Origin of the sequence: Thioalkalivibrio paradoxus ARh 1 (genome assembly GCF_000227685.2) — a bacterium.
Taxonomy (GTDB): Bacteria; Pseudomonadota; Gammaproteobacteria; order Ectothiorhodospirales; family Ectothiorhodospiraceae; genus Thioalkalivibrio; species Thioalkalivibrio paradoxus.
The window spans coordinates 3,198,912-3,224,735 of the sequence record NZ_CP007029.1 but is presented as its reverse complement, the minus strand read 5'-3'; the positions used below and the strand labels follow the sequence as shown (position 1 = coordinate 3,224,735).

Annotated in this window: 24 protein-coding genes and 1 pseudogene; 13 read left to right on the top strand and 12 right to left on the bottom strand. The window is 68.2% G+C overall.

Annotated elements, in window-relative coordinates; translation table 11 throughout:
* The gene (locus THITH_RS19425; RefSeq protein ID WP_084222679.1) at positions 1-246 is read left to right on the top strand and encodes a hypothetical protein; all 246 of its coding nucleotides are present in this window, start codon (positions 1-3) and stop codon (positions 244-246) included.
* On the opposite strand, the gene THITH_RS14485 is transcribed toward THITH_RS19425, so the two are convergent.
* The 3 genes from THITH_RS14485 to aroB are packed head-to-tail and all read right to left on the bottom strand — an operon-like array spanning position 243 to position 4,609.
* Positions 243-2,330: an SPOR domain-containing protein gene (locus THITH_RS14485; RefSeq protein ID WP_006747097.1), complete on the bottom strand. Its 2,088-nt coding sequence runs from the start codon at positions 2,328-2,330 to the stop codon at positions 243-245. The genes THITH_RS19425 and THITH_RS14485 overlap by 4 nt on opposite strands.
* 10 nt (positions 2,331-2,340) lie before the next feature.
* Positions 2,341-3,522, bottom strand: a complete 1,182-nt coding sequence (locus tag THITH_RS14480; protein ID WP_006747098.1) for a deoxyguanosinetriphosphate triphosphohydrolase — start codon at positions 3,520-3,522, stop codon at positions 2,341-2,343.
* Complete coding sequence (gene aroB, locus THITH_RS14475) at positions 3,512-4,609, bottom strand: 3-dehydroquinate synthase (protein ID WP_006747099.1); 1,098 nt, start codon at positions 4,607-4,609, stop codon at positions 3,512-3,514. Before aroB ends, THITH_RS14480 begins: the two co-directional genes overlap by 11 nt.
* A gap of 160 nt (positions 4,610-4,769) precedes the next feature.
* Here aroB and rpsU point away from each other — a divergent pair, with 160 nt between their 5' ends.
* Positions 4,770-4,985, top strand: coding sequence for a 30S ribosomal protein S21 (gene rpsU / locus THITH_RS14470; RefSeq protein WP_006747100.1), 216 nt, complete (start codon positions 4,770-4,772; stop codon positions 4,983-4,985).
* Between the two features lie 22 nt (positions 4,986-5,007).
* Positions 5,008-5,466: a GatB/YqeY domain-containing protein gene (locus tag THITH_RS14465; RefSeq protein WP_006747101.1), complete on the top strand. Its 459-nt coding sequence runs from the start codon at positions 5,008-5,010 to the stop codon at positions 5,464-5,466.
* Positions 5,467-5,552: 86 nt separating this feature from the next.
* Here the strand turns inward: THITH_RS14465 and THITH_RS19420 are convergent.
* Together THITH_RS19420 and THITH_RS19415 are read right to left on the bottom strand one after the other, a co-directional pair.
* Positions 5,553-5,757, bottom strand: a pseudogene (locus THITH_RS19420) (hypothetical protein); the annotation flags it as partial.
* Positions 5,754-5,948, bottom strand: a complete 195-nt coding sequence (locus THITH_RS19415) for a hypothetical protein (protein ID WP_084222678.1) — start codon at positions 5,946-5,948, stop codon at positions 5,754-5,756. The gene THITH_RS19415 and the pseudogene THITH_RS19420, both read right to left, overlap by 4 nt.
* A gap of 23 nt (positions 5,949-5,971) precedes the next feature.
* On the opposite strand from THITH_RS19415, the gene hemE reads away from it, so the two are divergent.
* Positions 5,972-7,030, top strand: coding sequence for a uroporphyrinogen decarboxylase (gene hemE, locus THITH_RS14460; RefSeq protein ID WP_006747103.1), 1,059 nt, complete (start codon positions 5,972-5,974; stop codon positions 7,028-7,030).
* 64 nt (positions 7,031-7,094) lie between these two features.
* Here the strand turns inward: hemE and THITH_RS14455 are convergent, their stop codons facing one another.
* Complete coding sequence (locus tag THITH_RS14455; RefSeq protein WP_006747104.1) at positions 7,095-7,721, bottom strand: hypothetical protein; 627 nt, start codon at positions 7,719-7,721, stop codon at positions 7,095-7,097.
* 7 nt (positions 7,722-7,728) lie between these two features.
* The gene (locus THITH_RS14450; RefSeq protein ID WP_006747105.1) at positions 7,729-10,137 is read right to left on the bottom strand and encodes a penicillin-binding protein 1A; all 2,409 of its coding nucleotides are present in this window, start codon (positions 10,135-10,137) and stop codon (positions 7,729-7,731) included.
* A 152-nt stretch (positions 10,138-10,289) separates the two neighbouring features.
* Between THITH_RS14450 and THITH_RS14445 the strand changes: the two genes are divergently transcribed.
* The 7 genes from THITH_RS14445 to THITH_RS14415 all read left to right on the top strand — a co-directional run bounded on the left by THITH_RS14445 (position 10,290) and on the right by THITH_RS14415 (position 18,046).
* Positions 10,290-11,357 (top strand): pilus assembly protein PilM, encoded by a 1,068-nt coding sequence (locus THITH_RS14445; protein ID WP_025367596.1) that lies wholly within the window; start codon positions 10,290-10,292, stop codon positions 11,355-11,357.
* Positions 11,354-11,929 carry a PilN domain-containing protein gene (locus THITH_RS14440; RefSeq protein ID WP_006747107.1) on the top strand — a complete coding sequence of 192 codons (576 nt, stop codon included), beginning with the start codon at positions 11,354-11,356 and terminating at the stop codon, positions 11,927-11,929. Before THITH_RS14445 ends, THITH_RS14440 begins: the two co-directional genes overlap by 4 nt.
* Entirely contained in the window at positions 11,929-12,510 is a 582-nt protein-coding gene (locus THITH_RS14435; RefSeq protein ID WP_006747108.1) for a type IV pilus inner membrane component PilO, read from the top strand. The genes THITH_RS14440 and THITH_RS14435 overlap by 1 nt, the downstream gene beginning before the upstream one ends.
* The gene (locus tag THITH_RS14430; protein WP_006747109.1) at positions 12,510-13,046 is read left to right on the top strand and encodes a pilus assembly protein PilP; all 537 of its coding nucleotides are present in this window, start codon (positions 12,510-12,512) and stop codon (positions 13,044-13,046) included. Before THITH_RS14435 ends, THITH_RS14430 begins: the two co-directional genes overlap by 1 nt.
* Before the next feature lie 20 nt (positions 13,047-13,066).
* A complete protein-coding gene (gene pilQ / locus THITH_RS14425; RefSeq protein WP_232222208.1) occupies positions 13,067-15,280 on the top strand; it encodes a type IV pilus secretin family protein in 2,214 nt (737 codons plus the stop codon).
* Between the two features lie 51 nt (positions 15,281-15,331).
* The gene (locus THITH_RS14420) at positions 15,332-17,197 is read left to right on the top strand and encodes a hypothetical protein (protein ID WP_006747111.1); all 1,866 of its coding nucleotides are present in this window, start codon (positions 15,332-15,334) and stop codon (positions 17,195-17,197) included.
* 294 nt (positions 17,198-17,491) lie between these two features.
* Positions 17,492-18,046: a shikimate kinase gene (locus THITH_RS14415; protein WP_006747113.1), complete on the top strand. Its 555-nt coding sequence runs from the start codon at positions 17,492-17,494 to the stop codon at positions 18,044-18,046.
* Positions 18,047-18,600: 554 nt separating this feature from the next.
* Here the strand turns inward: THITH_RS14415 and THITH_RS14410 are convergent.
* The gene (locus THITH_RS14410) at positions 18,601-19,011 is read right to left on the bottom strand and encodes a YybH family protein (RefSeq protein WP_006747114.1); all 411 of its coding nucleotides are present in this window, start codon (positions 19,009-19,011) and stop codon (positions 18,601-18,603) included.
* A 102-nt stretch (positions 19,012-19,113) separates the two neighbouring features.
* Between THITH_RS14410 and THITH_RS14405 the strand changes: the two genes are divergently transcribed.
* Complete coding sequence (locus THITH_RS14405; protein WP_006747115.1) at positions 19,114-19,992, top strand: PfkB family carbohydrate kinase; 879 nt, start codon at positions 19,114-19,116, stop codon at positions 19,990-19,992.
* Positions 19,993-19,995: 3 nt separating this feature from the next.
* On the opposite strand, the gene THITH_RS14400 is transcribed toward THITH_RS14405, so the two are convergent.
* From THITH_RS14400 to THITH_RS14380, 4 genes are all read right to left on the bottom strand, one after another.
* Positions 19,996-20,298, bottom strand: a complete 303-nt coding sequence (locus THITH_RS14400; protein ID WP_006747116.1) for a hypothetical protein — start codon at positions 20,296-20,298, stop codon at positions 19,996-19,998.
* A gap of 69 nt (positions 20,299-20,367) precedes the next feature.
* Entirely contained in the window at positions 20,368-21,426 is a 1,059-nt protein-coding gene (locus THITH_RS14395) for an alkaline phosphatase family protein (RefSeq protein WP_006747117.1), read from the bottom strand.
* 122 nt (positions 21,427-21,548) lie between these two features.
* Positions 21,549-21,863 carry a BolA family protein gene (locus THITH_RS14390; RefSeq protein ID WP_006747118.1) on the bottom strand — a complete coding sequence of 105 codons (315 nt, stop codon included), beginning with the start codon at positions 21,861-21,863 and terminating at the stop codon, positions 21,549-21,551.
* Between the two features lie 144 nt (positions 21,864-22,007).
* Positions 22,008-22,829, bottom strand: a complete 822-nt coding sequence (locus tag THITH_RS14380; RefSeq protein WP_006747119.1) for a TatD family hydrolase — start codon at positions 22,827-22,829, stop codon at positions 22,008-22,010.
* A gap of 364 nt (positions 22,830-23,193) precedes the next feature.
* Here THITH_RS14380 and pepN point away from each other — a divergent pair, with 364 nt between their 5' ends.
* Positions 23,194-25,824, top strand: coding sequence for an aminopeptidase N (gene pepN / locus THITH_RS14375; protein ID WP_006747120.1), 2,631 nt, complete (start codon positions 23,194-23,196; stop codon positions 25,822-25,824).

Sequence of the window (25,824 nt, the reverse complement as noted above, 5' to 3'; positions counted from 1 at the left end):
CTGCCCGCGTCGTCGCGGGCTCCCGGTCCCGGTTTTACCTGCGTCGTTAGCGTGAAAGTCACGGCCTGTCTCGTGTCCCGGGCAACCCGTAGGGCGGAAGAGCGCAGCGTCATCCGCCGTACGGCGTTCGCAGTGCCCAGGCGCCCGCGGCAATCCGGACGCCAGCTGGCGGATGACGGCCTTCGGCCTCTTCCGCCCTACGCCTCTTTCATCATCGGGGGTGGCCACATAGGCCATAGAAGTTAGCGCTGGCTGTCCTGCACCGAGCCCAGCGAACGGATCCAGGGCTGATCCGCGCGCACGGCCGCGGGCAGGTTGCTTAGCGCGTCCTCGGCCGCAGCCCGATCCGCGAAGCTTCCGGCCAATGCGACCACGAAGTTGCGACCGCCGGAACGGGTCTCGATGTAGCGGATCCCGGAGAGCTCGTGTCTGGCCACGTAGCTCCGGGCTGCCGCGAGATCCGACGCCGCGACCAGCTGGATGGTGACATTGGAGCGGTTCTGGCGATCGAGCCATTCGCGGTCGCCGGCCAGGTCGGTGCGGGGATCCGCGGGCGGCGGACTGGGCGGCGCTGGTGCCGCCTCGGGTTCCGGTGCGGGGCTGGGTTCCGGTGCAGGGGCGGGTTCCGGTGCAGGGGCGGGTTCCGGTGCAGGGGCGGGTTCCGGTGCAGGGGCGGGTTCCGGTGCAGGGGCGGGTTCCGGTGCAGGGGCGGGTTCCGGCACCGATGGTTCGGCGGGTGCCGCTGCAACCGGAGGCTCGGCCTCCGGGGAGGGGAGGGCAGTGCTTGGGCGGTCGTCCAGCGGGACATCGATCACGCCGGGGGCCAGCGCCTGGTCACCGATGGTGTCGTCGGGTTCAGGAATGGCTTCCCGCGGCGTTACCGGCAGCGGCAGTTCCACCGTGCTGCCGTCCGGGGGCGCCGGGCTGTCGAAGATGTGGCGCGCGAACGGCGCCAGGATCAGGATCGCCACGGCCAGCGCCACTGCGGGAACGAACCAGCTACGGTTCCAGAACGGAACGTCGGCATCGCGGCGACCTCGCTCCGGCTCGCGCCGGTGGGGCCGCGGATCCCGACCAACGTCCGCGCGCAGCGGGGTAGCGGGGTCGGTCTCGCCGTCGGCGCGCGGCGCCAGCTCGGACTGGTCGGAGTGCCCCTGCGCCAGAGGGCCGGATCCGGTTTCCTCGCGGGTATCCGGCGGCAGCTCGGGTTCCGGGTATCCGTGCGCAGTGGGGGTGGATGCGGTTGTCTCGTCGCTGCGCGGCGGCACGCCGGGCTCCGGCTGCCCGTGCACGAGCGGGTCGGCCTCGGGCTCGTCGTCCCGGTCTGCGGCCAGGCCCCGGGCATGTGGCTGCGCGGCCGCATCGGCAGGAGCCCGGTCATCGGCCGGCAATCCCGATGCCGTAAGTGTGTCGGCCGGCGCTGTGTCAGTTCCGGGGTCGGGCAGCTGGGGTTCGGCCCTCGCCGGTGCATCGGCATCAGCGGCCGGATCGGCTGGGGTGAAGGCGGCCGCTTCCATTTCGGGCTGCGCCTGGGAAGGCGCGATCGGGGCGGCCAGGGTCGGGGCGGACCGGCCGTCGCGTTGCAGGCAGTAGCGCTCCAGCCATTCGTTGGCGTGCGTGTTCAGCGCTCCCGGCAGACCCCGGCTCCGGGCCTGCAGATCGGCGATGTCGTCGTCGCTCAGCAGCGTGTCGGGATCCTGCCGTCCGGCGGCGCGCAGCCGGTGGCGCAGATAAGCGCCCGTCTGTTCGAGACTGAACGGGCGCAGGCTGATGCGCGCGACCTGGTCCTCGTCGACCGGCCGCAGGTGCAGACGACGGCGTAGCAGCACCGGATCGCCGGTCAGGATCAGGCGCGGCCCGCGGCCTCGGGCGATCAGGATCTCGCTGCGCATGCGCAGCAGCTGGTCGACGATGTCGGTACCCAGCAGGTGGGCGTCGTCGACGGCGATCACCGGATCCGAACCCTCGCGGATCCGCTCGGCCAGCAGGTCGGTCAGTGCCCGGTCGGGATCGTCGTGCCCCGCGGCACGCAGGTGGTTGCGGATGGTGAAGTCGACCGCCTCGAACTTGGTGTTCGCGCGCGCGCGGAACGCGATCAGCTCGAAGTTGTCGGGCAGCACCCCGAGCAGGCGCATCAGCTGCATGCTCCGGCCGGACCCGCCCGGGCCGGTCAGCAGCAGGATCGCGCCCGGTGACGCGAGCGCGTCGCTGGCGGTCGCGATCATCTCCTCGAGGAGCACGTCGCTGTAGACGAATTCCTCGTTCGGCAGGGTGTCGAAAGGGGCGTGCTCGAGCCCCAGTTCGGCGAGACAGTCGGGGTGCAGGGCCATGGTCGCGGACTCAGCTGAGGGTGCGCAGGTCGAAGATCCGGTGATGCTCGCGGATCGCGTGGCGGTCGGTCATGCCCGCGATGTAGTCCGCGATGCCTCGGGCGAGACCATGTTCGTCGCTGGCCGACAGCCGTTTCGCATGAGCCTGGAAATGCTCCGGCAATAGCTGGCGGTCTTCCATGAATGCGCTGAACAGGTCATGCACGATGCGTCGGGCCTTCACGGTCATCCGGTGGACTCGGTGATGATGGTACAGGTTTTGCCGCAAAAAGCGCTTCAGTTCACGGTTCTGTTGCGCCATCTCGGGGCTGAAGCGGATCAGCGGCTCCGGCATGCGGCGCACGGCCTCCGGGTCGTTCATCCCGGCGTCGCGGATCGCCGCCTGGCTGGTCACGATCAGGTCGGACACCAGCGCATCGATCATGCGCCGGACCGTTTCGTGCTGAACGCGCCGGTCGTCGAGATCGGGGTACAGCGCGCGCACCTGATCGTGGCGCTCCCGGAACAGTTCGACCGCGCGCAGCTGGTCCATCGTCAGCAGGCCTGCACGCAGGCCGTCGTCGATGTCGTGATTGTTGTAGGCGACCTCGTCGGCAACGTTCGTCAGCTGGGCTTCCAGGCTCGGCTGGCCGCCGCTCAGGAAGCGCTCCGAAACCGGACCGAGGCGCCGGGCGTTTTCCTGCGAGCAGTGCTTCAGAATGCCTTCGCGCGTCTCGAACGTCAGGTTCAGCCCGTCGAACCCCGCGTAGCGCTGTTCCAGCAGATCGACGATGCGCAGCGACTGCAGATTGTGCTCGAACCCGCCGCGGTCGCGCATGCACTGATTCAATGCGTGCTGCCCGGCGTGTCCGAACGGGGTGTGCCCGAGATCGTGGGACAGCGCGATCGCCTCGGTGAGATCCTCGTTCAGGCCCAGTGCCCGCGCGCTCGAACGCGCGATCTGCGCGACTTCGAGCGAGTGCGTCAGGCGGTTGCGGAACAGGTCACCCTCGTGGCTGACGAAGACCTGGGTCTTGTACTTCAGCCGCCGGAACGCAGTGGAATGCACGATGCGGTCGCGGTCGCGCTGGAACTCGCTGCGGAAGGCAGGGGGCGGCTCCGGGTGCAGCCGCCCGCGCGATCGTTCCGACCTTGCGGCATAGGCTGCGAGCCGGGGCCCGTAGGGCGTCGGTGTTCCAGGATCAGCCGACACCGCGGTCGCGGACCTCGGATCCGGGCAGGGTGGCGTCGAGCGCGTCGGGCGGGAAATCGCCGGTGACCACCGCGGATCCGATTGCGCGCAGCAGCACCAGACGCAGCTGGCCATCCATCACCTTCTTGTCGATCGCCATCAGCTCGCGGAAGCGTTCCGCGGTGAGTTCGGGCGGTGGCGACAGCGCCAGCCCCGCACGCTCGATCAATTTCTCGGCACGTTCGCGTTCCGCCGGCTGCAGCCAGCCCATTTGTTCGGACATCCGCGCCGCCATCGCCATGCCGGTGCCGACCGCCTCCCCGTGCAGCCACTCGCCATAGCCCATCCCGGCCTCGATCGCATGCCCGAAGGTGTGGCCAAGATTCAGCAGCGCGCGCCGGCCGGACTCGCGCTCGTCGGCCGCGACCACTTCGGCCTTGCACGCACAGGACCGGTAGATTGCTTCCGTCGTCACCTGCGGATCCAGCGCCAGCAGCGCCTCGATGTGCTGCTCCAGCCAGGCGAAGAAATCGGCATCCTGGATCAGCCCGTACTTGATGATCTCGGCCACCCCGGCGCGCAGTTCGCGCAGTGGCAGCGTGGCCAGGCTTTCGGTGTCGATGATCACCGCGCGCGGCTGGTGGAAGGCGCCGATCATGTTCTTGCCCAGCGGATGGTTCACGCCGGTCTTGCCGCCGACCGAGGAATCGACCTGCGACAGCAGCGTCGTCGGCACCTGGATGAAGTCGATGCCGCGCTGGTAGATCGCCGCGGCGAACCCGGCGATGTCGCCGACCACCCCGCCGCCGAACGCAATCAGTGTGCTCCCGCGGTCCAGCCGGGCCTCGAGCATGCGGGTCAGGATCGCCTCGACCGTGGCCAGCGTCTTGTGCGCCTCGCCATCGGGGAGTTCGATCCAGGTGACGTCCTGGCCCTCGAGCAGTGCCCGCAGGCGATCGCCGTGCAGCGGGGCGACGGTCTCGTTGGTGACCACGACCAGGCGCTGGCCGCGCAGGTGGGGCGCCAGCAGGTCCGGGCGCGCGAGCAGGCCGGAGCCGATGTGGATCGGATAGCTGCGCGGGCCCAGTTCGACTTCGAGCGTTCTCATGCCGGCATCATACCGTGACCGGCGCGCGCGCCGTAAGCCGCGGCCGGATGCGGTCGGGCTTTTGCTTTGGACTGTGATGGACTACCATAGCGGGTTCCGTTTGGCGCGCGGCATGCGCGTGCGCCCGGGTTCGACGTCCACTGTCCAGAATGGAGAATGTATGCCCCACGTTCGAGTACGCGAAAACGAGCCTTTCGAAGTTGCACTGCGGCGCTTCAAGCGCACCTGCGAGAAGGCGGGTGTGGTGTCCGAGGTCCGTCGCCGCGAGTTCTACGAGAAGCCGACCGCCGAGCGCAAGCGCAAGGCCGCGGCGGCCGTCAAGCGCCAGCTCAAGCGCAACTCCCGGGACGTGACCCGCCGCGTGCGGATGTACTGAACCCGTTCCAGGCACCCCTCCGATGCAGCTGAAGACCCGGATCGCGGAAGCGGTCAAGACCGCGATGCGCGCCCGCAACCGGGAGCGACTCGCGACCCTGCGGCTGATCCAGTCCGAGATCAAGCAATTCGAGGTCGATGAGCGCCGCGAACCGGATGATCCGGCGGTGCTCGCGATCCTGAACCGCATGCTGAAGCAGCGCCGCGACTCGATCGAGCAATACCGCCGGGGCGCGCGCGAGGATCTCGCGCAGCGCGAAGAGGCGGAAACGGCCGTGCTCCGCGAGTTTTTGCCCGAACCGCTGTCCCCCGCCGAGGTGGCCGCGAGGATCGACGCGGCCATCGCCGCAACCGGGGCGTCGGGGGTCAAGGACATGGGGCGGGTGATGGCGGAGCTGAAACCGCAACTGCTCGGCCGAGCCGATCTGGCCGAAGTCAGCCGCCAGGTCCAGACCGCCCTGGCCCAGCGCGGCGGCGGTTGACCCGGACAGGCCGGGCGGATCAGCTGGCTTTGACCCGGTTCATCTTCCGTGATTTCCGTGTTCTTCCGTGGCTGGATTTCACGCGAACTGCCATGACCCGTGTGGCCGCCCCTGAGGATGAAAGATGCGTCGGGCGGAAAAGGCCGAAGGCCGTCATCCGCCGTCCGGCGTCGGGGGTTGCCTCAGGCGCCGGGGAGGCGAGAACGCCATGTGGCGGATGACGCTGCGCTATTCCGCCCTACGGGTCGCCCGGGACACGAGACAGGCCGTGACTTTCACGCTAACTGTCATCGCCAGCGGCCACCCCCGATGATGAAAGACGCGTAGGGCGGAAGAGGCCGAAGGCCGTCATCCGCCATCCGGCGCCCGGGTTGCCGCAGGCGCCGGGGAGGCGCGAACGCCGAGCGGCGGATGACGCTGCGCTTTTCCGCCCTACGGGTTGCCCGGGACACGAGACAGGCCGTGACTTTTACGCTAATCACAGCAACAACCGGAAGATGAACCGATGACAACGCCGCTGGCCAACGACCGACTCCTCCGCGCCCTGCTCCGGGAGCCCGTGGACCGTACCCCGATCTGGATCATGCGGCAGGCCGGGCGCTACCTTCCGGAATACCGCGCCACCCGGTCGAAGGCCGGCAGCTTTCTGGATCTCTGCAAGACCCCGGAACTGGCCTGCGAGGTAACGCTGCAACCGCTGCGGCGTTTCCCGCTGGATGCGGCGATCCTGTTCTCGGACATTCTGACGGTGCCCGACGCAATGGGACTGGGGCTGTACTTCGAGTCCGGCGAAGGGCCCTGCTTCCGGGATCCGGTGCGCTCGCTGGCCGCGATCGAGCGCCTGCCGATCCCCGACCCGGAGCAGGAACTGCGCTACGTGATGGACGCGGTCCGACTGATCCGGCGCGAGCTCGACGGCAGCGTGCCGCTGATCGGCTTTTCCGGAAGCCCCTGGACTCTCGCGACCTACATGGTCGAGGGCGCGGGCTCGCGCGATTTCCCGGAAACCAAGCGTCTGCTTTATGGCGAGCCCCAGGCGATGCATGCCTTGCTGCAGAAGGTCGCGACGGCCGTTACGACCTACCTGAATGCACAGATCCGCGCTGGGGCGCAGGCGGTGATGATCTTCGACACCTGGGGCGGCTCGCTGACACCGCGGCTGTACCGGGAATTCTCACTCGCCTACATGCAGCGCATCGTGGCGGAACTCGACCGCGAGCACGACGGCCGGCGGGTGCCGGTGGTGCTGTTCACCAAGGGCGGAGGCGCCTGGCTGGAATGGCAGGCGGATGCCGGTGCCGACGCCCTTGGGCTCGACTGGACGATCGAGCTCGGTGAGGCGGCGGCCCGCGTCGGTGACCGGGTGGCGCTGCAGGGCAACCTCGATCCGGCGGTGCTGTATGCCAGCGACGAAGTCGTGCGGACCGAGGCGCGGCGCGTGCTCGACGGCTTCGACCGGTCGACGGGCCACGTATTCAACCTGGGGCACGGCATCCACCCGGGCATCGATCCCGATCGTGTGGCGACCCTGGTCGAAACGGTTCACGCCTACCGGGCCACCTGAGACCGGGGGCTTTTCGGGGCGCGGCCTGTGCCGCTGCCCGCCGCAGCCGTGGCAGGACGGCCCGTCAATCGGCGAACGACGAGTCGCTCGCCTCGGTGCGGGCGAGCAGCTCCCGAACCCTGGACAGGCCCAGTCGCCGCATCGGCCGGCCATCGACCGGCGAGGGCGGTGCCTGGCGGATGCCGTCGGTCGGGAACACGGTCAATTCGATCTGCGTGTCGTCGGGTCCGCGGAAGCCGAGGTAGGGCACGCGCAGGCCGGCCCCGCCACCGCGGTACTGCCGCTCGCCGGTGCGGCAGGAAATGCCGCGATCGCCCAGCCGGATGATGACCTCCTCGACCGTGTCCGCGAATCCGTGCAGGTTGATCACCGCTTGCGGCTGCAGTACGCCCTGCAGCAGCGGCCCCACCAGGCGTGGCTCGAACTCGGACAGACGTTCCATGACCAGCATGGCGGCCCGCAGCCGGTCGCGGTACTCGCGCCGGGTGTCTGCCGTCGCGAACAGTCGGCTGCGTTCCAGCAGTGCGCTCTCGACCTCGGTGTTCGCGGGGAGCTCGCGCCGTGCGTCGATCCCCAGATGCTCCGCGGCCTTGCGCTTGGCAAGGCCGTAGTCCCGCACCCCCTCGTCGAGGATGATCCGGGCGGCTTCCTCGGCCAGCAGTTGTCGTGTGCGGGATTCCGGTGCGCTCATGGTCGGCTCAGAAGATGAACTCGGGCTGGGCTCCGATCCCGGGCATGCCGCCGTCGTCGGCTTCCGGCTCCGCCGGGTCGGGGCTCCGGGCGGTGGACTCCGGGATCTGCGCCGGCAGCAGCCATTCGCGCTGTCCGCGCGGGTCGTCGTCGCGCGTGCGTTGTCCGGTCTCGGGCAGCAGCACCACTTCGACCAGGTCGTCGGGCCGCGGCACCGGCGCCGCGGGCCGGTCGGCGAGCGCCTGCTGCATGAACCCCGTCCAGATCGGCAGCGCCGCCCGGCCGCCGCTTTCCCCGGAGCCCAGTTCGCTGTTGTCGTCATAGCCGATCCAGGCGGTCGCGACGATATCGGCGTTGAAGCCGGCGAACCACGCGTCCCGGTAGGAGTTGGTGGTGCCGGTCTTGCCGCCAAGATCGGTGCGACCGAGTTCCTGCGCCCGTCGGCCGGTACCCGACTGGATCACGCCCTTCAGCATCTCGCTCATCTGCCAGGCCACCCCCGGGTCGAGCATCGGGACCGGCTCCGCGAAATGCAGCGGGGTTCTGCCCGTTTTCAGCTCCAGGTGCTGTCCGGCCGGCTCGACGCACGGCTCCGGGCAGCTGCGCGGCGTCGCCGCCTGATACAGCAGGCTGCCGTCACCGTCCTCGATCCTTCCGATCAGCCACGGCGTCGTGAGCTTCCCGCCGTTCGCAAACAGCGCGTAGGCATTGTTCAGCTCGATCGGCGTCAGGGTGCCGGTTCCCAGCGCCATCGACAGGTTCCGGGGGTGCTGCTCGACGTTCAGGCCGAACCGGGCCAGATCCTCGTGCACCTGGCGCACCCCGAGGCTGTTCAGCAGCCGAATCGACGCCAGGTTGCGGGAACTCGCCAGCGCCTCGCGCATCGGCGTCGGGCCGCGGAAGCTCCGCGAATAGTTCTCCGGCCGCCACTCCGCGCCGAGCGCCGGGTCGCCGAGCACCAGCGGTGCATCCACCAGAGTGCTGCTCGGAGGCATGCCCTGCTGCAAGGCGAGCGCGTAGATGATGGACTTGAACGCGGATCCGGGTTGGCGCTCGGCCTGCAGCGCGCGGTCGAACCGGTTCTCGAAGAAATCGAAGCCGCCGGCGAGCGCCAGAATCGCGCCGTCCTGTGGGGCCTGGGCGACCAGTGCGCCAGAGACTTCGGGGCGTTGGCTCAGGCGCCAGCCATCGTCCCCGGTGCGTTCGATCCGGATCACGTCGCCGCGCCGGAACCGGTCCGACACCCGCCCCTGCTGCCCGATCGCCCAGTTCAGCGTTTCGCGGCTGAGCCGGATGTTGCCGCGTCCGAGCGCGTCCACCTCGAGGCCCTGGCCGTCCGCCTGCAGCACGATTGCGGGCACCAGCCTGCGCCCGCTCACGCCGAGGCCGCGCAGCGCTTCCAGACGCGCGCCGTCATCGGCGGTCACGGTCTCTTCCAGTCGCATCTCCGGGCCCCGGTATCCGTGGCGCCGGTCGTAGGCCGCGAGACCGTCGCGCAACGCGCGGTTCGCGGCCTCCTGGGCCTCGGAGTCGATCGTCGTGTAGACCTTGAGCCCGCGGGTATAGGCCTCGTCGCCCCACAGGTTCACGACGATCTGGCGCGCGCTCTCGGCCACCCAGTGCGCGTCGACCTCGGTTGGCGTGACATGGCGCTGCGACAGCACCGGGCGGGCCAGGGCGGCCGCGTGTTCCTCGGGCGTGATCCACTCGAGCTGCAGCATCCGCCGCAGCACGTAGTTGCGGCGGATCGTCGCGCGCTCGGGGCTGGTCACCGGGTTGGTCGTCGAGGGCGCCTTCGGCAGGCCGGCCAGGATCGCGATCTGGTCGAGGTCGAGTTCTTCCAGCGGCCGGTCGAAGTAGACGCGCGCCGCCGCTGCAACTCCGTAGGCCCGCTGCCCGAGGTAGATCTTGTTCAGGTAAAGTTCGAGAATCTGTTCCTTGGAAAGCTCCTGCTCGATCTGTACCGCAAGGAAGATCTCGCGGATCTTGCGTTCGTAGGTGCGCTCCCGGGTCAGAAAGAAGTTGCGGGCCAGCTGCATCGTGATCGTGCTGCCGCCCTGCGTGCGCTCGCCGGTGCTGAAAAGGTTGATCCCGGCGCGCAGCAGCCCGACCGGGTCGACTCCGTGGTGACGGTAGAATCGTTCGTCTTCGGCCGCCACGAACGCCTGCAGCAGGCGTTCGGGCATGGCCTCGATCGGAACCGGCTCGCGCCGCTGCTCGGCGAACTCGCCGATCAGCTTCCCGTCCTCGGTATAGATCTGGAGAGGGGTCTGGAGCCGCACTTCGCGCAGCGAGTCGACCGCAGGGAGCGTGGGGGAATAGTAAAGATATAGACCGAACACGGCCGCGGCAGCTGCGAGAGCGCCACCCATCGCCAGGGTGAAGAGGGCCAGAATCACTCGAATGACAACGGGCATGATTTGAAAATCGCTTGGATGGGGAATGTACCGCTGACAAAGCCGCTTGCGGCGACCTCTTCAAGCGATCTATGATCCATTAAAAGGAGTAGGCGAGTTGCATGGTGATGCCGTATTATAATCGGTACGGCACGCGAACATCAGGGGGCAGTGTGCTAGGTCTGGGAAAAAGGCGCCAGGCCCTGCTCGGCGTCGACTTCAGTGCAGCGTCGATCAAGGTGCTGGAACTGAGTCGCAGCGGCAGCGGCTACAAGGTGGAGGCCTTCGCGGTCGAGCCGTTGCCGGATGGCGCCGTCGTCGACAAGGAATGCCGGGACTCCGATGCGATCGGGGCCGCGCTGGTGCGCGCGATCAAGCGTTCGGGCACGCATCTTCGCCACTGCGCGATGGCCGTGCCCTCGTCCACCGTCATTACGCGGACGCTGCGCCTGTCGAGCAGGCTCTCCGACTCGGAGCTCGAGGGGCAGGTCATCGTCGAGGCCGATCAGTACATCCCCTACAACATCGACGAGGTCAGCCTCGACTTCCAGGTGATTGGCAAGAACGCCGCCAACCCGGAACTGGTCGACGTGTTGGTAGTGGCCTCGCGCCGAGAACATGTGGAGTCCAGGGTCGCGATTGCCGAGGCCGCCAAGCTGACGCCCGAAGTGGTGGACGTCGAGGCCTACGCGGTCGAACACGCCACCAGCCTGATGCTCGAGCAGTTGCCGGACCGGGACGACAAACCGATCGTCGCTGTGATCGACGTCGGGTCTGCGGTGACCAGCGTCTACGTGATCAGCCAGCAGCAGGGCGTAATCTACACCCGGGAGCAGGATTTCGGGGGGCGGCTGCTGACTGAAGAGATCATGCGCCGCTATGGCATGGACATGAAGGAGGCGGGCAATGCCAAGATCAATGGAGATCTCCCGCCCGATTACGCCGCAGGGGTGCTCGAGCCCTTCAAGCAGAGCATGATGGACCAGGTGCAGCGGCTGCTGCAGTATTTCTACGTGACCCGCCCGCACGACTCGATCGACCAGATTTTCCTCGGGGGTGGTTGTGCCGCGATCCCGGGCATCGACGAAATGCTCGAGGAGGCCACCGGTACCCCGGTGATGATCGCCAATCCGTTCCGGAACATGCCCCTGGCGAGGCGCATCAACCAGCAGCGCTTCCTGAACGATGCTCCGGCCACGCTGACCGCCTCCGGGCTGGCGCTGCGGGGGTTTGCGGGATGATCTATGTCAACCTGCTTCCCTGGCGCGAAAAGCGCCGCGCCCATCGCCAGAAGCAGTTTTATGTCATGGCCGGCGGCGCCGTCGCGGTGGGGGTGTTGCTGGTATTTGCCGCGCATCTGTACATGGGCGCGCGCATCGAGCATCAGCAGAACCGGAACCAGCTGCTGCAGTCCGAGATTCGCACCTTGGATCGGCAGATCGCCCGCATCCGGGAACTGGACCGCCAGCGCCAGCAGCTGGTGGACCGGATCGAGGTGATCCAGACCCTTCAGGCGAGCCGGCCCGAGGCCGTGCACCTGTTCGATGAGTTGGTCGAGACCCTCCCGGAAGGCACGTTCTACCGCGAGCTGAGGCAGGAGCGTGACCGTCTGCGCCTGGTCGGGCGCGCCGAGTCGAATGCGCGGATCTCCGCGCTGATGCGGCGCGTCGATGCCTCGTCGTGGCTCAGCGACTCGACGCTGCACATCATCGAGACCCGGCAGGAAGGCCGCCTGCAAGTCCGCGATTTCCGGCTCGAGGCGACGCAGACACGGCCAACTGCCGATGCGGAGCAGGGCGAGGGGGGATCCTGATGGACCTCAAGTCGATCAACGAAATCGATTTCCGCAACCTTGGCGAGGCACCCGCCGCCGTCAAGGGGGTGATCATCGCGCTGATCATCGTGGCGCTGGCCGGGGCCGGATACTGGTACTTCATCAAGGACCAGGTCGAGGTTCTCGACCGCGAGGAGCGCCGGGAAGTGCAGCTGCGCGCCGAGTTCGAAGAGAAACAGGAGCGTGCGGCCAACCTCGCAGCGTACGAGGAACAGCTGGCGGAAATGGAACGCATGTTCGCGTCGCTGGTGCAGCTGCTTCCGAGCACTGCGGAGATCCCCAACCTGCTCGTGGACATCTCGCAGACCGCGCTGTCGGTGGGGCTCGAAATCGAGCTGTTCCAGCCAAGGGGCGAGGCCAACCGTACCTTCTATGCAGAGGTGCCGATCCAGTTGCGCGTACGCGGCACCTACGAGCAACTTGCCGAGTTCGTCAGCGGCATCTCCGCGATGCCGCGGATCGTCACCGTGCACGATGTCTACATCCGGCCCGGTGCGTCCGACGACGACCTCTTGATGGATGCGATCGCCCGGACCTACCGCTACCTGGAGGGAACCTGATGCGAGTGGCCGCGCCAGCCTGGCCCCTGCTGCTGGCCATCGCGCTGGCACTGCCCGCATTGTCGGGCTGCCAGCGCGACATGTCCGATCTGCAAGAATACATCGCCAAGATCAACGCCCGGCCCGGTGGCGACATCGAGCCGATTCCGACCATCGAGCCGCACGAACCCTACCTGTACCCGGGGCATGCGCGCTCGCCATTCGACTCCTCGGTGATCGCACGGCCGCTGCCACCCCCGCCGACCGGGGTGCCCGGAGAAGTCGACATCGATTTCGACCGGCCGCGCGAGCCACTGGAAGCTTTCCCGCTGGACTCGCTGCGTATGGTGGGCTCGATGGAACAGGAGGGCGTGCGCTACGCTTTGGTGCGGACTCCGGACCGCACCATCCTGACCGTCCAGCCCGGCAACTACATGGGCCAGAACTTCGGCCGCGTCGTCGACATCACGACGCGGGAGATCCGCCTGATCGAGGTCGTGCCGGACGCCTTCGGCGGCTACGTGGAACGCGAGAACAACGTCTCGCTGTCGGAATGAGCACCCAGGGAGAACTCGTCATGCGTCTCGAACCCCACCCGACTGAGGGCATGCGCCTCAATGCCGGTGCCGGAATCGCTGAAGGTCATCCGAACCGAAGCCTGGCCCGCCGCCTGGCGGTCTGGTTTGCGACTGCGTGCCTGCTGCTGGCAGGCCCCCTGCCGGCGCAGGAACTGAACGACATTCGCGCCTCCGACCTGGGCGCAGATCGGGTGCAGCTGAGCCTGCGCTTCTCGGAGCCACCGCCGGATGCGCGGATCTTCGTGATCGACTCGCCTCCGCGCATCGCACTCGACCTTCCCGGGGTCGCGAACCGCATGCGCGAGCGCACCACCGAATTCAACCTGGGGCCGCTGCTCTCGGCTACTGCAGTCGAGGCGGGCGATCGCACCCGCGTGGTCCTGAATCTCGCGCGCAGCTCCGACTACCAGAGCCGGGTCGACGGCAACAACCTGATCCTGACCGTCGGCCGTGGCGCCGGCGCGGTAGACCGTGTTGCCCGGGCGCCGGAGGAACCGGCCGTGGCGCCCGAACCGGCAGCGCCGGCGGTGGAAGACCCACCTGCCCGTCCGCCCGGCGTGCGCAGTGCCCGGCCGCCCGAGATCGTCGACGTCGACTTCCGTCGCGGCGAAGACGGTCAGGGGCGCGTGCTGGTCGAGCTGTCGCGCCCTGGCGTCAGCGTCGACGTGCGGGAACAGGCCGGCCGGGTCGAGTTGCTGTTCCCGCGCGTACTGATCGAGGATCGTCTCGAGCGGCGGCTGGACGTGGTCGACTTCGCGACCCCGGTGACCCATATCGACACCGAGCGCGAGCGCGACGAACGCGTGCGCATGACCGTGCACGGTACCGGCGAGTACGAGGTCCTGTCGTACCAGACCGACCGCACCTACGTGCTCGAACTGGCGCCGCTGACCGAGGAGGAGCGCGAGGCGCGGCGCATCGAAGAGGAGGAGTTCGTCGGGGAACGTCTGTCGCTGAACTTCCAGGACATCGAGGTCCGTTCGGTATTGCAGCTGCTCGCCGATTTCACCGATATGAACATCGTCGTCAGCGACAGCGTAACCGGTAACATCACGCTGCGCCTGAACAACGTGCCCTGGGATCAGGCGCTCGACATCATCCTGCAGACCCGGGGGTTGGACAAGCGGGTCAGCGGCAACGTGATGTATGTCGCGCCTACCGAGGAGATCGCGGCGCGCGAGCGGCTGATCCTCGAGGCCCAGCGCGACCGGCGCGAGCTCGAGCCGCTGCGCACCGAGTTCATTACGGTCAATTTCACGCAGGCAGCCGACATCGAGCGATTGATCCAGGTGCGTGAGCGCACCGACCGCGAGGGGCGCGTGTCGTTCCTGTCGGATCGGGGCAGCGTCGCGGTCGATACGCGCACCAATGTCCTGATCGTTCGCGACACCCAGGAGCAGATCGATCAGATCCGCCAGCTCGTCACCACATTGGATATCCCCACCCGGCAGGTGCTGATCGAGACCCGGCTCGTGATCGCCGAGGACGATTTTGCCCGGCAACTCGGCGCCCGGTTCGGCGTCGCAGCAGGATCTCGGCAGGGGCGTTCGAATATCGGTACGGGCGCACGTATCCCCGACGCGAGCGGCATTGCAGAAGGCATTGCCGATGGCACGCGTTTCCGGCCGGGTTCTGTCAATGTGCCGCTGCCGGCGACCGGGCTGACGGGCTTCGACACCGATCCGAGTGCCGTGGCGTTCACGATTCTGCGGCCCAACATCATGCTCGATCTGGAGCTGAGCGCGTTGCAGGCAGAACGCCGGGGAGAAATCATTTCCAATCCTCGGGTGATCACGACCAACGGCCAGGAAGCCAAGATCGTGCAGGGCGACCGGATTCCGTTCATCACTCGGGATGAGGCGGGTAACCCGATTACCGAGTTCGAAGACGCCTTGCTCGAGACCACCGTCACGCCGCAGATCACGCCGAACGGCGACGTGATCATGGAACTCACGATCAAGAAGGACGAGCCGGGAGTCGTGACGCGCGACGGGATCGCGCTCGTCACGCGTGAACTGGAAACGACGGTACGTGTGGCCAACGGAGAGACCGTCGTGCTGGGCGGCATCTACGAGATCACGTCGTCGGACCTGCTCGAAAAGACGCCTTTCTTCGGTGATATCCCGTTTGTTCGGCACTTCTTCCAGCGCAAGACGAATGACAACCGGAAGGTGGAACTGCTGGTCTTCGTGACCCCGCGGGTACTCGACTAGCGTCACATGACGAACCCGGAAACCGAAATCAAGAACTCAGAGGGAACTTCGATGCTGCCTGTACGCGCCGTAGTGAGCGTTTTCTGGATCGTGCTGTTGTCGCTCGCCGTGGCGTCCTGCGGCGGGGGCGGCGGTGGTGTGTTCACCGACAATACGCTGCGCCTGAACGTCTCGGTCGAGAAGGATTCCGTGCCCGCGAACACGGGACAGGCGCAGATTCAGCCGGGCAGCCCGTACGTATCGCAGGTCGCGATTCGCGTACTGGACCGGGGTTCCAACCAGCCGGTGGCTGAGGCGCCGGTCACGGTTTCCTTCGCCGGGGCGCAGGTGGGCGGGCTGCTTTCGGAAGCCGAGTTCTTCAGTGGGCAAGGTGTGCCCCAGTCCAGCGTGAGCGTTACGGCCGGGGGGAACGGTGATGTGCGTGTGTATTTTGTTGCAGGAACCCTTGGGGGTGACGCCCAACTCAACATCCGCGCCGACCGTCCCGATGGTCAGCCAGCCACCGGAGCGGAGGAGACACAGACCATTCGTGTGATCAGCACCGCCGGTCCGGTTTCCGCGCTCGAATTCACCGGCCCCTACATCGAGGCGATCCGTACCAACCAAGTGCAGTTCGGGCTTGCGCCGGGCGAGACCATCGATTTCCAGAACGGCACCTACAGTCGGGTGATCTCGGTCACCGCGACTGATGCCGGCGGCAACCCGGTGCCGACCAACACGCCGATCCGCTTCCAGCTGATCGATGCCCCGCTGGACGGATTCCCGGACGAAGGTTCGGGCAGCTTCGCGATCACCGGCCTCGGCGATCCCATCGAGGGTGGCTACCAGTTCGACGCACCCGGCGGCAACTTCGTCGCGCGCGGCGCCCGCCCTGGTGCCGGAGATCGACTGGTACTCGATCCGCATCCCGACGACTCGTCGTTCTTCCACGCCGGCATTCGCACCATTGCCGACTACCCGGTCGGGCAGCCGAATCGGCTGCTGATCCGGCAGGACGACGAACCCTTCCGTGTCGGTCCCGACCTCGGAGCGGTGGTGCCCTACATCATCGGACGCGCCCGCGCCGGCAGCGTCCAGTCGCTCGCGTTCACCGACGCCAACGGCACCGCCACCACGATGCTGACCTACCCGTTCAGCAACGTCGGCCGCACCGCGATCCTGGTCGCCCACACGCCGGACTACTCGGTCAGCCGCGTGTTCAACCCCGGCGGCCCGGTGTATCTGGGCAGCGTCGGCGAGGGTCTTTCGCTCACCGCGTCCACCAACACCTTGCCCAGCAACGTGGAAGACGGACTGGTTACTCTGTGCGTACGCGACGGCAACTTCGTACCGCTGCCGGGTCAGTCGATCCTGTTCTCGGCCGGCGATACCGGCGGCGCCACGGTGGACGTCAATGGCCTGGGAGCGGTGGGCAGCCTGACCGCCACCAGTGGCGGTTGTGTCACCGCGGTGGTCAACGTGGAAGGGCAGTTGCCCGGTGGTGATTCCATTACGTTGACGTTCTCGGTTCAGGCGCTCGGCGAGTCGAGCGAGGTCGAAGTGACCATTCTGGCCGCAGCGTCGGGCAACCTGATCGGCAATGCCAACTGCGGCGCCGGGACCCTCGATCTGTTCTACCTCACGGATTCCGGCAACCCGATACCGGGCATTCTGATCTTTGCAAGTGATTACGACTGGCCTACAGGATCGCCCAACTTCTCCTACGCTCCGCCGTCGAGTGCCGGCGCTGGGGCAGCAGGCGTGACCGACGACGACGGTGCGGTGCGGGTGTCGTTTGACATCGACCCGCCAGCAGCAACGACGAACGACCAGACGCTCACCTATACCGCGACCTTCCAGACCGGAAACGCCGATTCAGTCTTCGATCTCAGCTGCCAGGTGACCGTCCCCGGAACCGGCGACGAGGACCCGGACTAACTCGCATGGCGCATGCGGCCCACCCCCGATGATGACCGAGGTGTAGAGGAAAAGGCCGAAGGCCGTCATCCGCCATCCGGATCTGCGGGCGTCGCGGGCGCCTGGGTGGTGGCAAGCCGCGTGCCGAATGACGCCGTGCCTGTCGGCGCGACGGGCTTAGATCGAGTGCGCTTGCCTGCGCAGCGATGCGCAGCGATGCGCAGGGCGCTGCGGCGCCGGGCCGGGGTTCCGGCTACGGCTTTCCGGGGCGCTGATCGTGGATTTTGGCGGCCTGCCGGCGTAGGCTTGCGCGCCATGGAGAACGTGGTACTGGTGGGCCCGATGGGGGCCGGGAAAAGCACGATCGGGCGCGGCCTGGCGGCCGTGCTGAAGCGCAGTTTCGTCGACGCGGACGCGGAGATCGAGAAGCGTACGGGGGTCGACATCCCGACGATCTTCGAGTTCGAAGGCGAGGAGGGCTTCCGCCAGCGCGAGACCGAGATGCTGCGGGAACTGCTCGAACGCGAGAACATCGTGCTCGCGACCGGCGGCGGGGCCGTGATGCGGCCGGAGAACCGCGAGCTCCTGAAACAGCACTGCGTGCTCTACCTGCGCGTGCCGGTAACCGAGCAGTTCCGGCGCACGCGCAAGAGCCGCCGCCGGCCGTTGCTGAACGCCGCGGGTGACCCGCGCAAGCGCCTCGAGGAACTGTTCCGGGTCCGGGACCCGCTCTACCAGGAAGTCGCGACCATCGTGCTGCAGGGCCGCAACCAGCGCGTTCGCGACGCGGTCCGCGCGGCCTGCGAAGCGCTGCAGGCCCGGCGTCCCGATCTTTGTCCGTTACAGACGCGGCGGGGAGAGCAGGCCTGACCCGCCCACCGAGAGAGGGCATCCCGACGCCCCGAAGACGTCATCCATGCTCCGCACCGCGGGTTCGTAGTAGCGTGAGCGTAGAACGCGACGCATGGAGAGAGCGGGATGAGTGAACCCGATAACCTGGTTCTCGGGCCGTTGCGTCTGATGGACGGCAAGCTCGATGACCTACGCGAGCGGGTGGGGCACCTCGAAACACGCATGACGGCACAGGAGCAGCACCTCGCTTCGCTGGTCGTGTCGCTCGCCAGTGCCTCCTTGATCAACTGCAGTCCCTGCGGGCCAGAATCGAGCGCATCGAACGGCGCTTGGAACTCAGCGAACCGGAGTAGGCACGGCCGATACGGACGCGCGCCGAAGAGCGGAGCGTCATTCGCCGCTCGGCGTCCATGTTGCCCCGGCACCCGCGGCAGCCCAGGCGCCGGATGGCGGATGACGGCCTTCGGCCTCTTCCGCCCTACGCTTCACTCGGGTTCGGGGAACGCCGCTCGCAATGACAGGGTGGTTTTCTCAGCGCTTCCCTGGGGCAGTGGCCCTATCCGCGGATGCGCTCAGTGCAGGCCCGCGGATTCGAGCGCAGGCGGCGGCGACGGGTCGGGCGCGCCGTGGTGCAGCACCATCTGCCATCCCTCGGCGGTCTGGCGGTAGGCGTTGGTGGCCAGGATCACGCCGCGGCGCTGCCCGTCGACGAACAACTGCTCGCGAACATGGTGCAGCACCAGCTGCCCGTGGCCGAGCACGACCACGTCGGTGGCGCGGATCACCACGTCCTGCATCGCGGCGAGAATCTCGGCCCAGCTTTCCAGCACCGCCTCGCGTCCCTGCAGCCGCTCGCCGCCGGGATGGACGCAGACGATGTCCGGGTCGTCGGCCCAGACGCTGGTCATCAGGGACATGCTGCCTGCCTCGAAGGCCTGGTAGAACGCCTGTTCTGCCGCTTGCGCCGATTCGTACCCCGCCATCGTTCACCCCGGACGTTGTGGCTTCCCAGCATTGTACGGCGACGGCTTCGAAATGCCGATGTTCCCGCTAGAATGCGCAGGACTCCCGGCTTGGAGCGGAGATTGGCACGCATACTCGTCACCGGCATCGTCACGCTGGATCACACGCTGGACGTGGCCGGGTACCCGCCGGAGGATGCCGAGATCCGCGCGCTCGGTAGCAGCAGCCAGCCGGGCGGCAACGCCGCGAATACCGCGACGCTGCTCGCGCAGGCCGGCCACCGGGTGGAACTCGCCGCGGTGGTCGCACAAGGCCCGGAAGGCGACCGCCTGTTGCGGGCGCTGCAGCAACGCGGGGTGTATACCGACGCTTGCGTGCGCCGCCGCGGCCACACGCCGACCTCTTATATCCTGCGTTCGCGGGCCACCGGCAGCCGCACCATCGTCCATTACCGCGACCTGCCGGAGTTCGGAGCCGCGGATTTGGGGCGCCTGGACCTCTCCGGCTACGACTGGTTTCATTTCGAGGGCCGCAACCCGGCGGAACTGCCGGCGATGCTGCGCGCCGCGCGGGAAGCGGCGACCGACCAGCCGCTTTCGCTGGAACTGGAGAAGCCGCGCGACGGGCTGGCGGCGGCGCTGCCGCTGGCGGATGTCCTGATGTTTTCCCGGGGCTGGGTTCCGGGCGGTGAGCCGGAGCGGTTCATCGCCGACGCCGCGCGCGAGCGCGCCGACGCGGTGCAGACGCTGACCTGGGGGCGACGCGGCGCGTGGCTGGCGCACCGCTCGCAGGTCACCCAGTGCCCCGCATCGCCGCATGTCGTGGTTCGCGACAGCGTCGGTGCGGGCGACAGCTTCAACGCCGGGCTGATCGACGCGCTGGTTTCCGGCCAGCCGCCGGAACGCGCACTGGCCGACGCGGTGCGGCTCGCCGAGCGCAAGCTCGCGCAGGTCGGACTCGACGGCCTGCTCGGCGCCACGCCGCCGGAGCCACCCGGCTGACGGTCAGGCGTGTCCCGCGGGGGTGTCGGTCGCCGAGTGGAAGTATTCGCTGTCCCGGCTGAGCTCGTCGATCAGTTCGTGCAATACCGCCAGCCGGCTTTCCGGGTCGCTGAACGGCGCGCAGGATTCGCAGAAGGCGTCGCCGCAGGGCTGCCGGCTGTACAGCCAGAAATGGATGGCACCGGCCAGCAGTCCGTCGGCGACATCGTTCACGTCCGGGGAATGGCCGTCCGAGGAGAGCGTGTTCGCCAGATCGATGAGTTTCTGCGCCGCGTTGTTGTAGGTTTCTTCGGTGATGTCGCTCATCCCGGGCCTCACATGCCGTCCGTCCAGAGTGCCATCTTAACGCGACTGGCTTCGCGGGATCCGTTTCCCCTACGGGGCGCCCGAAGCCCATAGGCACAGGGGGATCCGGCGCTCGGCCGGTGACCGGCCGCCGTGGGCGCCGTGGAAGACCGGGCCGGGATCGTCGCCGCTCGGGTCGACGAGGTAACTGTCGTCATCGGGCAGCAGCAGATAGTCGCCCGCGCGGGCGGTCAGTTCGGGGTGCGGCAGCCCGGGGCCGAACGCATTGGCATCGATCCAGTCCCGGATCGGGACCACTTCGACCCGGGATCCGAAACGGTTCTGCAGCGCGTTCCGGAACTTGCGGTGCCTGCCGGGCCGGACATGGGCCAGCGCCGCCCGCGGCTCGCCGGTCAGCGGGTGTCGCAGGCAGGCGCGCGCAGCGTCGGCCGTGCGCAGGTCCAACCGCTGGTCCACCGGCCGCATGCCATGGTCGGTGCTGGTCAGCAGCAGCGTGTCGGTGCCGGCCAGCGTCTCGCGCAGCATGCGGTACACGCGGTCGATCTGGCCCAGGTGTGCGCGGACCTCGGCGCTGGCAGGCCCGTGTTCGTGCCCGAGATGGTCGAGGAACGACCAATACAGGTAGGTGTAATGCGGGCGGTTGGCGGTGCTGCGGATGTGGGCGCGCATCAGCGCGGGCAGTTGTTCCAGATGCTCGTAGGCCAGCACACGCGCGGTCCCGCTCATCAGCCGGTTGTACGCGGAGTGTGCGATCGCGGCAGGTGACACGAAGGTGGTGGCACGCGCCAGCCGGTCGGCCAGCCGCCGTGGGCGGATGCGATCCCCCAGCCGTTGCCGGCTCAGTTCCACGGAACGTCCGGCGGCATCGGTTTCCCGCCCCGGCAGCACCGTGAGGGTCGTGTTGCCCGCCGGCAGATAGGTGCGCCATCCCAGCAGGCCGTGCTGCGCCGGGCTCAGGCCGGTCAGCACGCTGGTGATGGCGGTGGCCGTGGTGCTTGGGAACAGGGCTTCGAGTTCCAGCGCGAGGTCGGCCTCTAGCGCGGGAGCGTGGGCGAGGTAGTCCAGCGCAAAGCCGTCGATCAGCCAGAACACCACGTGGCGATGGGCCGCGATCCGTTCCGGGGGCACGGCCGCGAGCGCGGGTTCCGGGTTCAGCGGCTCCCGGCAGCCGAGACCCCGCTCGAGGCTCGCGAGCAGGTGGAGAAACCCGGGCGCCGACGGTGCCGCCGACAGGGGGCCGTTCGGGACATTCAGGATTTGCCGCCTCCCAGGCAGGGCGGGGACTCGGCCACTTTCCCGGCGCGTTCGAACCATTGGTCCGGGTCGAGCGTGTGCAGCGCCAGCGCGTGGATTCCGCCGGCAAGTTCCTCGGCGAGCGCCTGATTCACCAGCCGGTGGCGGGCCACGAGTTTCTGGCCGGCGAATGCCTCGCTGACGATCGTGACCTTGAAATGTGACTCGGAGCCCGGCGGCACGTTATGCATGTGGCTCTCGTTCACGACTTCCAGGTGTACCGGATTGAACTGGCGTTCGAGTTTTTCGGTGATGCGCTGTTGCTGCGTCATGATGCGTTCGTTTCCGTGTGGACCGTACCAGCCGACAGCATGGCGCCCCCGCCGCCCGCACGCAATTTGTCCGCCGCCGCGGATGCGCTTGGCGCTCGTCCACCGTGATCGCCGCTGGCAGACCACCAGCGGGGGCGTTCCCGGTCAGCCGGTGCTTTGCTGCTCGGAGGCGCCGTTGGGCAGGCCGTAGAAGGCCCGGGCGTTCGCGCTGGTCTGCGCGGCCAGCATCGGCGGCGCGATCTCCCGCAGGCGGGCGACGTGCTCACCGACATGAGGCAGGAACGAGGGTTCGTTGCGCCGGCCGTGCGGCAGCCCCTTCGGCAGCGTGCGCGGCAGCAGGTAGGGGGCATCGGTCTCGAGCAGCAGCCGGTGTTCCGGAATGCGCGGAACCAGTTGCTGCAGATCCTGGCCGCGGCGCTCGTCGCAGACCCAGCCGGTAATGCCGATATGGCAGTCCATTTCCAGGTAGCGTTCCAGCGCGGCCGCGTCGCTGGTGAAGCAATGCACCACCGCCGCGGGCAGACGATCCCGGTAACGCTGCAGGATGTCGCCGAATTCGCGGCTGGCCTCGCGCTCGTGCAGGAATACCGGAAACCCGAGGTCGACGGCCAGTTCCAGCTGTGCCTCGAATGCCCGGCGCTGCTGGGCCGGCGTCGAGTGGTTGCGGTAGTAGTCGAGCCCCATCTCGCCCATCGCGACGACCAGCGGATGCGAGGCGTCCTCCTCGAAGCGGTAGGCGGTCTGGTCGCGCCACTGGCTGGCGTGATGCGGGTGTACGCCGAGCGTCGCGCGCATCCGCTCCGGGTATTGTTCCGCGAGTTCGACGCAGCGGCGGCTCTCGGTCTCGTCCGCGCCGGTGACCAGCAGCCAGCGGACGCCGGCCTCCGCCGCCCGTTCGATCACCGCGGCCCGGTCGCGCTTGAAGCTCTCGTGCGTGAGATTTACGCAGATGTCGATCCATTCCATCCCGCTATGCTAACCCGCCCGCGCTGCCACCGACACCACCGCAGGGCAGGCACCGCGGCACCGCGGCAGGGTCGGCCGAGCGCCGTGCACCCGCCCTCGGCGAGGTACGGGGCCGGGGGTGAGGGTGAGTGCACTGCGGCGGGGCGACGGGCGCTCGTGCGTCGGTGCGGCGCATCGGGCGAGCCCCGGGCAGGGAAATGTCGAACGCCGGCGCATCGCGTTGCATCATGTGCGCCGGGATGCGCGAGCGCCGCGGGCGACCTGCCGCGAGCCGGCAGGAGCCGCTGCCGGGAACCCCGGGGGGCGCAGCGTTGCCCATTACCACTATCCGCGATGATCCGCGTTGACGACGAAGGAACCCGGCATGAAGGATGCGACACCCAGGATGATCCTGCTGAGCGACTACCAGCCGCCCGACTGGCGCGTCGAGGCATTGGAACTGCGGTTCGAACTCGATCCCGAGGATACGCGCGTGCACTCCCGGCTGCGGGTGCGCCGCCGGGACGGCAGTGCGCCCGGTGCGCCGCTCAGGCTCCATGGGCGGGATCTGCAGCGGCTGAGCATCGCGGTGAACGGCGCCGAGCCGTCCCCCGGCAGTTGCGTGGAGGACCGCGAAGGGCTGCTGCTGAGCGGGTTGCCCGACGCCGCCGAGATCGCGATCGAGACGCGCATCCGGCCCGATGCGAACACCGCGCTGGAAGGCCTGTATGTGTCCGGCGGCAGCCTCTGCACCCAGTGCGAGCCCGAGGGTTTCCGGCGCATCACCTATTTCCCGGACCGGCCGGACGTGCTCACCCGCTACCGCGTGCGCCTGGAGGCCGATGCCGCGCGCTATCCGGTGCTGCTCGCCAACGGCAACCGCGTCGATGCCGGCAGCCTGCCTGAAGGCCGCCACTACGCGGTCTGGGAAGACCCGTTCCCGAAGCCCAGCTATCTGTTCGCGCTGGTCGCTGGCGATCTGGCCTGCATCGCCGACCGCTTCACCACGCGTTCCGGCCGCGAGGTGGCGCTGGAGATCTACGTCGAGCACCACAATCGCGAGCGCTGCGCCCACGCGCTGGCCTCGCTGCAGCGCGCGATGCGCTACGACGAGGAGGCGTTCGGACGCGAGTACGACCTGGACGTCTACATGATCGTCGCGGTCGACGACTTCAACATGGGCGCGATGGAGAACAAGGGTCTGAACCTGTTCAACGCGAAATACGTGCTCGCGAGCCCCGATACCGCCACCGACGACGACTACGTGCACATCGAGAGCGTGATCGCGCACGAGTACTTCCACAACTGGTCGGGCAACCGCGTGACCTGCCGGGACTGGTTCCAGCTGTCGCTGAAGGAAGGGCTCACGGTCTTTCGCGACCAGGAGTTCACGACCGACTGCACCTTGTTCGGCGTGAAGCGCGTCGATGACGTTCAGCGTCTGCGCGCGTTTCAGTTCCCCGAGGACGCCGGTCCGCTGGCGCATCCGGTGCGGCCCGATCGCTACGCCGAGATCAACAACTTCTACACCATGACCGTGTACGAGAAGGGCGCCGAGCTGATCCGGATGCTGCGCACCCTGATCGGGCGCGACGCGTTCCGGCGCGGGCTGGACCGGTATTTCCAGCGCTTCGACGGCCAGGCGGTGACCACCGACGATTTCGTCGCGGTGATGGCCGAGGTCTCGGGCCGTGACCTGGCGCAATTCCAGCGCTGGTACACGCAGGCGGGTACTCCGCAGGTGACCGCGCGCACGCGCTTTGACGCACAGGCGGGGGTGCTGCAGCTCGATCTCGCCCAACGCACGCCCCCGACACCCGGGCAGCACGAGAAGGATCTGCTGCAGGTGCCGATTCGCGTCGCTTTGCTCGGCCGTGACGGGCGGCGGCTGTCCGCGCGGCTGGGCGGTGCGCCCGAGGCCGCCGAGTGGGTGCTGGAGCTGACCGCGGGCGAGCAGTCGTTCCAGCTTCGGGGTCTTCGCGAGCCCCCGGCCGCGGTGTCCTGGCTGCGCGGATTCTCGGCGCCGGTGTTGCTGGAGGCAGGGCAGGGCACCGATGAGCTCGCGCACCTGGTGGCGAACGATGACGATGCCTTCGCCCGCTGGGATGCGGCCCAGACGCTGCTGCGGCGGGCGGTGATCGCGCGCGTCGAGGACGCCGTGGACCCCAGGCTGGAGGCGGCGCTGACCACGGCCATGGCGGCGTTGCTCGAGGATTCCGCGGTCGAACCGGTGCTGCTGGCGGCGCTGCTCGAACTGCCTGCGCATCGCGAGTTGATGGAGAGCTTCGAACGGGCCGACCCGGTCGCCGTCGACCAGGCCCGCCGTGCGGTCGAGCATTCGCTGTTCGCGCCCCTGGCCGAGCGTCTCGCGGCCCGCGCTCCGGAGCGGGCCCGCTGGGACGACGGCGCGTTCACCGCCGAGGCGATGGGGCAGCGGCGCCTGTTGAACCGCCTGCTCGCGGTTCGGGTGGCCGCCGGCGGCGAGGGCGCGCTGGAGGAGGCGGCACGTCAGTACCATGAGGCTCGCAGCCAGACGCTGGCCATGGGCGCGCTGGCAGCGGTGAACGACCGCGCGGAACCGGTGCGCGGCGAGCTGCTGGCGGATTTCGAGCGTCGCTATCGCCAGGATCCGCTGGTGCTGGACAAATGGTTCGCGCTGGAGGCCGCAAGCCAGGTGGGCGATGGCTTCGCAAGGCTCGAGCGCCTGCTCGAGCATCCCGGGTTTCGCTGGTCCAATCCGAATCGGGTGCGCGCGGTGCTGGGGCCGTTCATGGCGCAGAACCACCGACACTTTCACCGGGTGGACGGGGCGGGCTATGAGCGCATCGCCCACTATCTGGAACGCCTCGATGCATTGAACCCGCAGACGGCCGCGCGCCTCGTGATACCGCTGACCCGCTGGCGGCGCCTGGACGAAGCCCGCTCGGCGCGGATGCGGGCATCGCTCGAACAGCTCGCCGGCAAGGGCCTTTCGAAAGACCTCGCCGACGTCGTCGAGCGCGGCCTGGCGAGCTAG

What these genes read in the sequence shown, in the direction of transcription:
- THITH_RS14420 (WP_006747111.1), top strand. Translation starts at nt 15,332, where the DNA reads ATGCTGCCTGTACGCGCCGTAGTGAGCGTTTTCTGGATCGTGCTGTTG.
- THITH_RS14440 (WP_006747107.1), top strand. Translation starts at nt 11,354, where the DNA reads ATGATCTATGTCAACCTGCTTCCCTGGCGCGAAAAGCGCCGCGCCCAT.
- THITH_RS14455 (WP_006747104.1), bottom strand. Translation starts at nt 7,721, where the DNA reads ATGAGCGCACCGGAATCCCGCACACGACAACTGCTGGCCGAGGAAGCC.
- THITH_RS14410 (WP_006747114.1), bottom strand. Translation starts at nt 19,011, where the DNA reads ATGGCGGGGTACGAATCGGCGCAAGCGGCAGAACAGGCGTTCTACCAG.
- THITH_RS14435 (WP_006747108.1), top strand. Translation starts at nt 11,929, where the DNA reads ATGGACCTCAAGTCGATCAACGAAATCGATTTCCGCAACCTTGGCGAG.
- THITH_RS14400 (WP_006747116.1), bottom strand. Translation starts at nt 20,298, where the DNA reads ATGAGCGACATCACCGAAGAAACCTACAACAACGCGGCGCAGAAACTC.
- pilQ (WP_232222208.1), top strand. Translation starts at nt 13,067, where the DNA reads ATGCGTCTCGAACCCCACCCGACTGAGGGCATGCGCCTCAATGCCGGT.
- aroB (WP_006747099.1), bottom strand. Translation starts at nt 4,609, where the DNA reads ATGAGAACGCTCGAAGTCGAACTGGGCCCGCGCAGCTATCCGATCCAC.
- pepN (WP_006747120.1), top strand. Translation starts at nt 23,194, where the DNA reads ATGAAGGATGCGACACCCAGGATGATCCTGCTGAGCGACTACCAGCCG.
- THITH_RS14415 (WP_006747113.1), top strand. Translation starts at nt 17,492, where the DNA reads ATGGAGAACGTGGTACTGGTGGGCCCGATGGGGGCCGGGAAAAGCACG.
- hemE (WP_006747103.1), top strand. Translation starts at nt 5,972, where the DNA reads ATGACAACGCCGCTGGCCAACGACCGACTCCTCCGCGCCCTGCTCCGG.
- THITH_RS14380 (WP_006747119.1), bottom strand. Translation starts at nt 22,829, where the DNA reads ATGGAATGGATCGACATCTGCGTAAATCTCACGCACGAGAGCTTCAAG.
- THITH_RS14390 (WP_006747118.1), bottom strand. Translation starts at nt 21,863, where the DNA reads ATGACGCAGCAACAGCGCATCACCGAAAAACTCGAACGCCAGTTCAAT.
- THITH_RS14465 (WP_006747101.1), top strand. Translation starts at nt 5,008, where the DNA reads ATGCAGCTGAAGACCCGGATCGCGGAAGCGGTCAAGACCGCGATGCGC.
- THITH_RS14450 (WP_006747105.1), bottom strand. Translation starts at nt 10,137, where the DNA reads ATGCCCGTTGTCATTCGAGTGATTCTGGCCCTCTTCACCCTGGCGATG.
- rpsU (WP_006747100.1), top strand. Translation starts at nt 4,770, where the DNA reads ATGCCCCACGTTCGAGTACGCGAAAACGAGCCTTTCGAAGTTGCACTG.
- THITH_RS14430 (WP_006747109.1), top strand. Translation starts at nt 12,510, where the DNA reads ATGCGAGTGGCCGCGCCAGCCTGGCCCCTGCTGCTGGCCATCGCGCTG.
- THITH_RS14485 (WP_006747097.1), bottom strand. Translation starts at nt 2,330, where the DNA reads ATGGCCCTGCACCCCGACTGTCTCGCCGAACTGGGGCTCGAGCACGCC.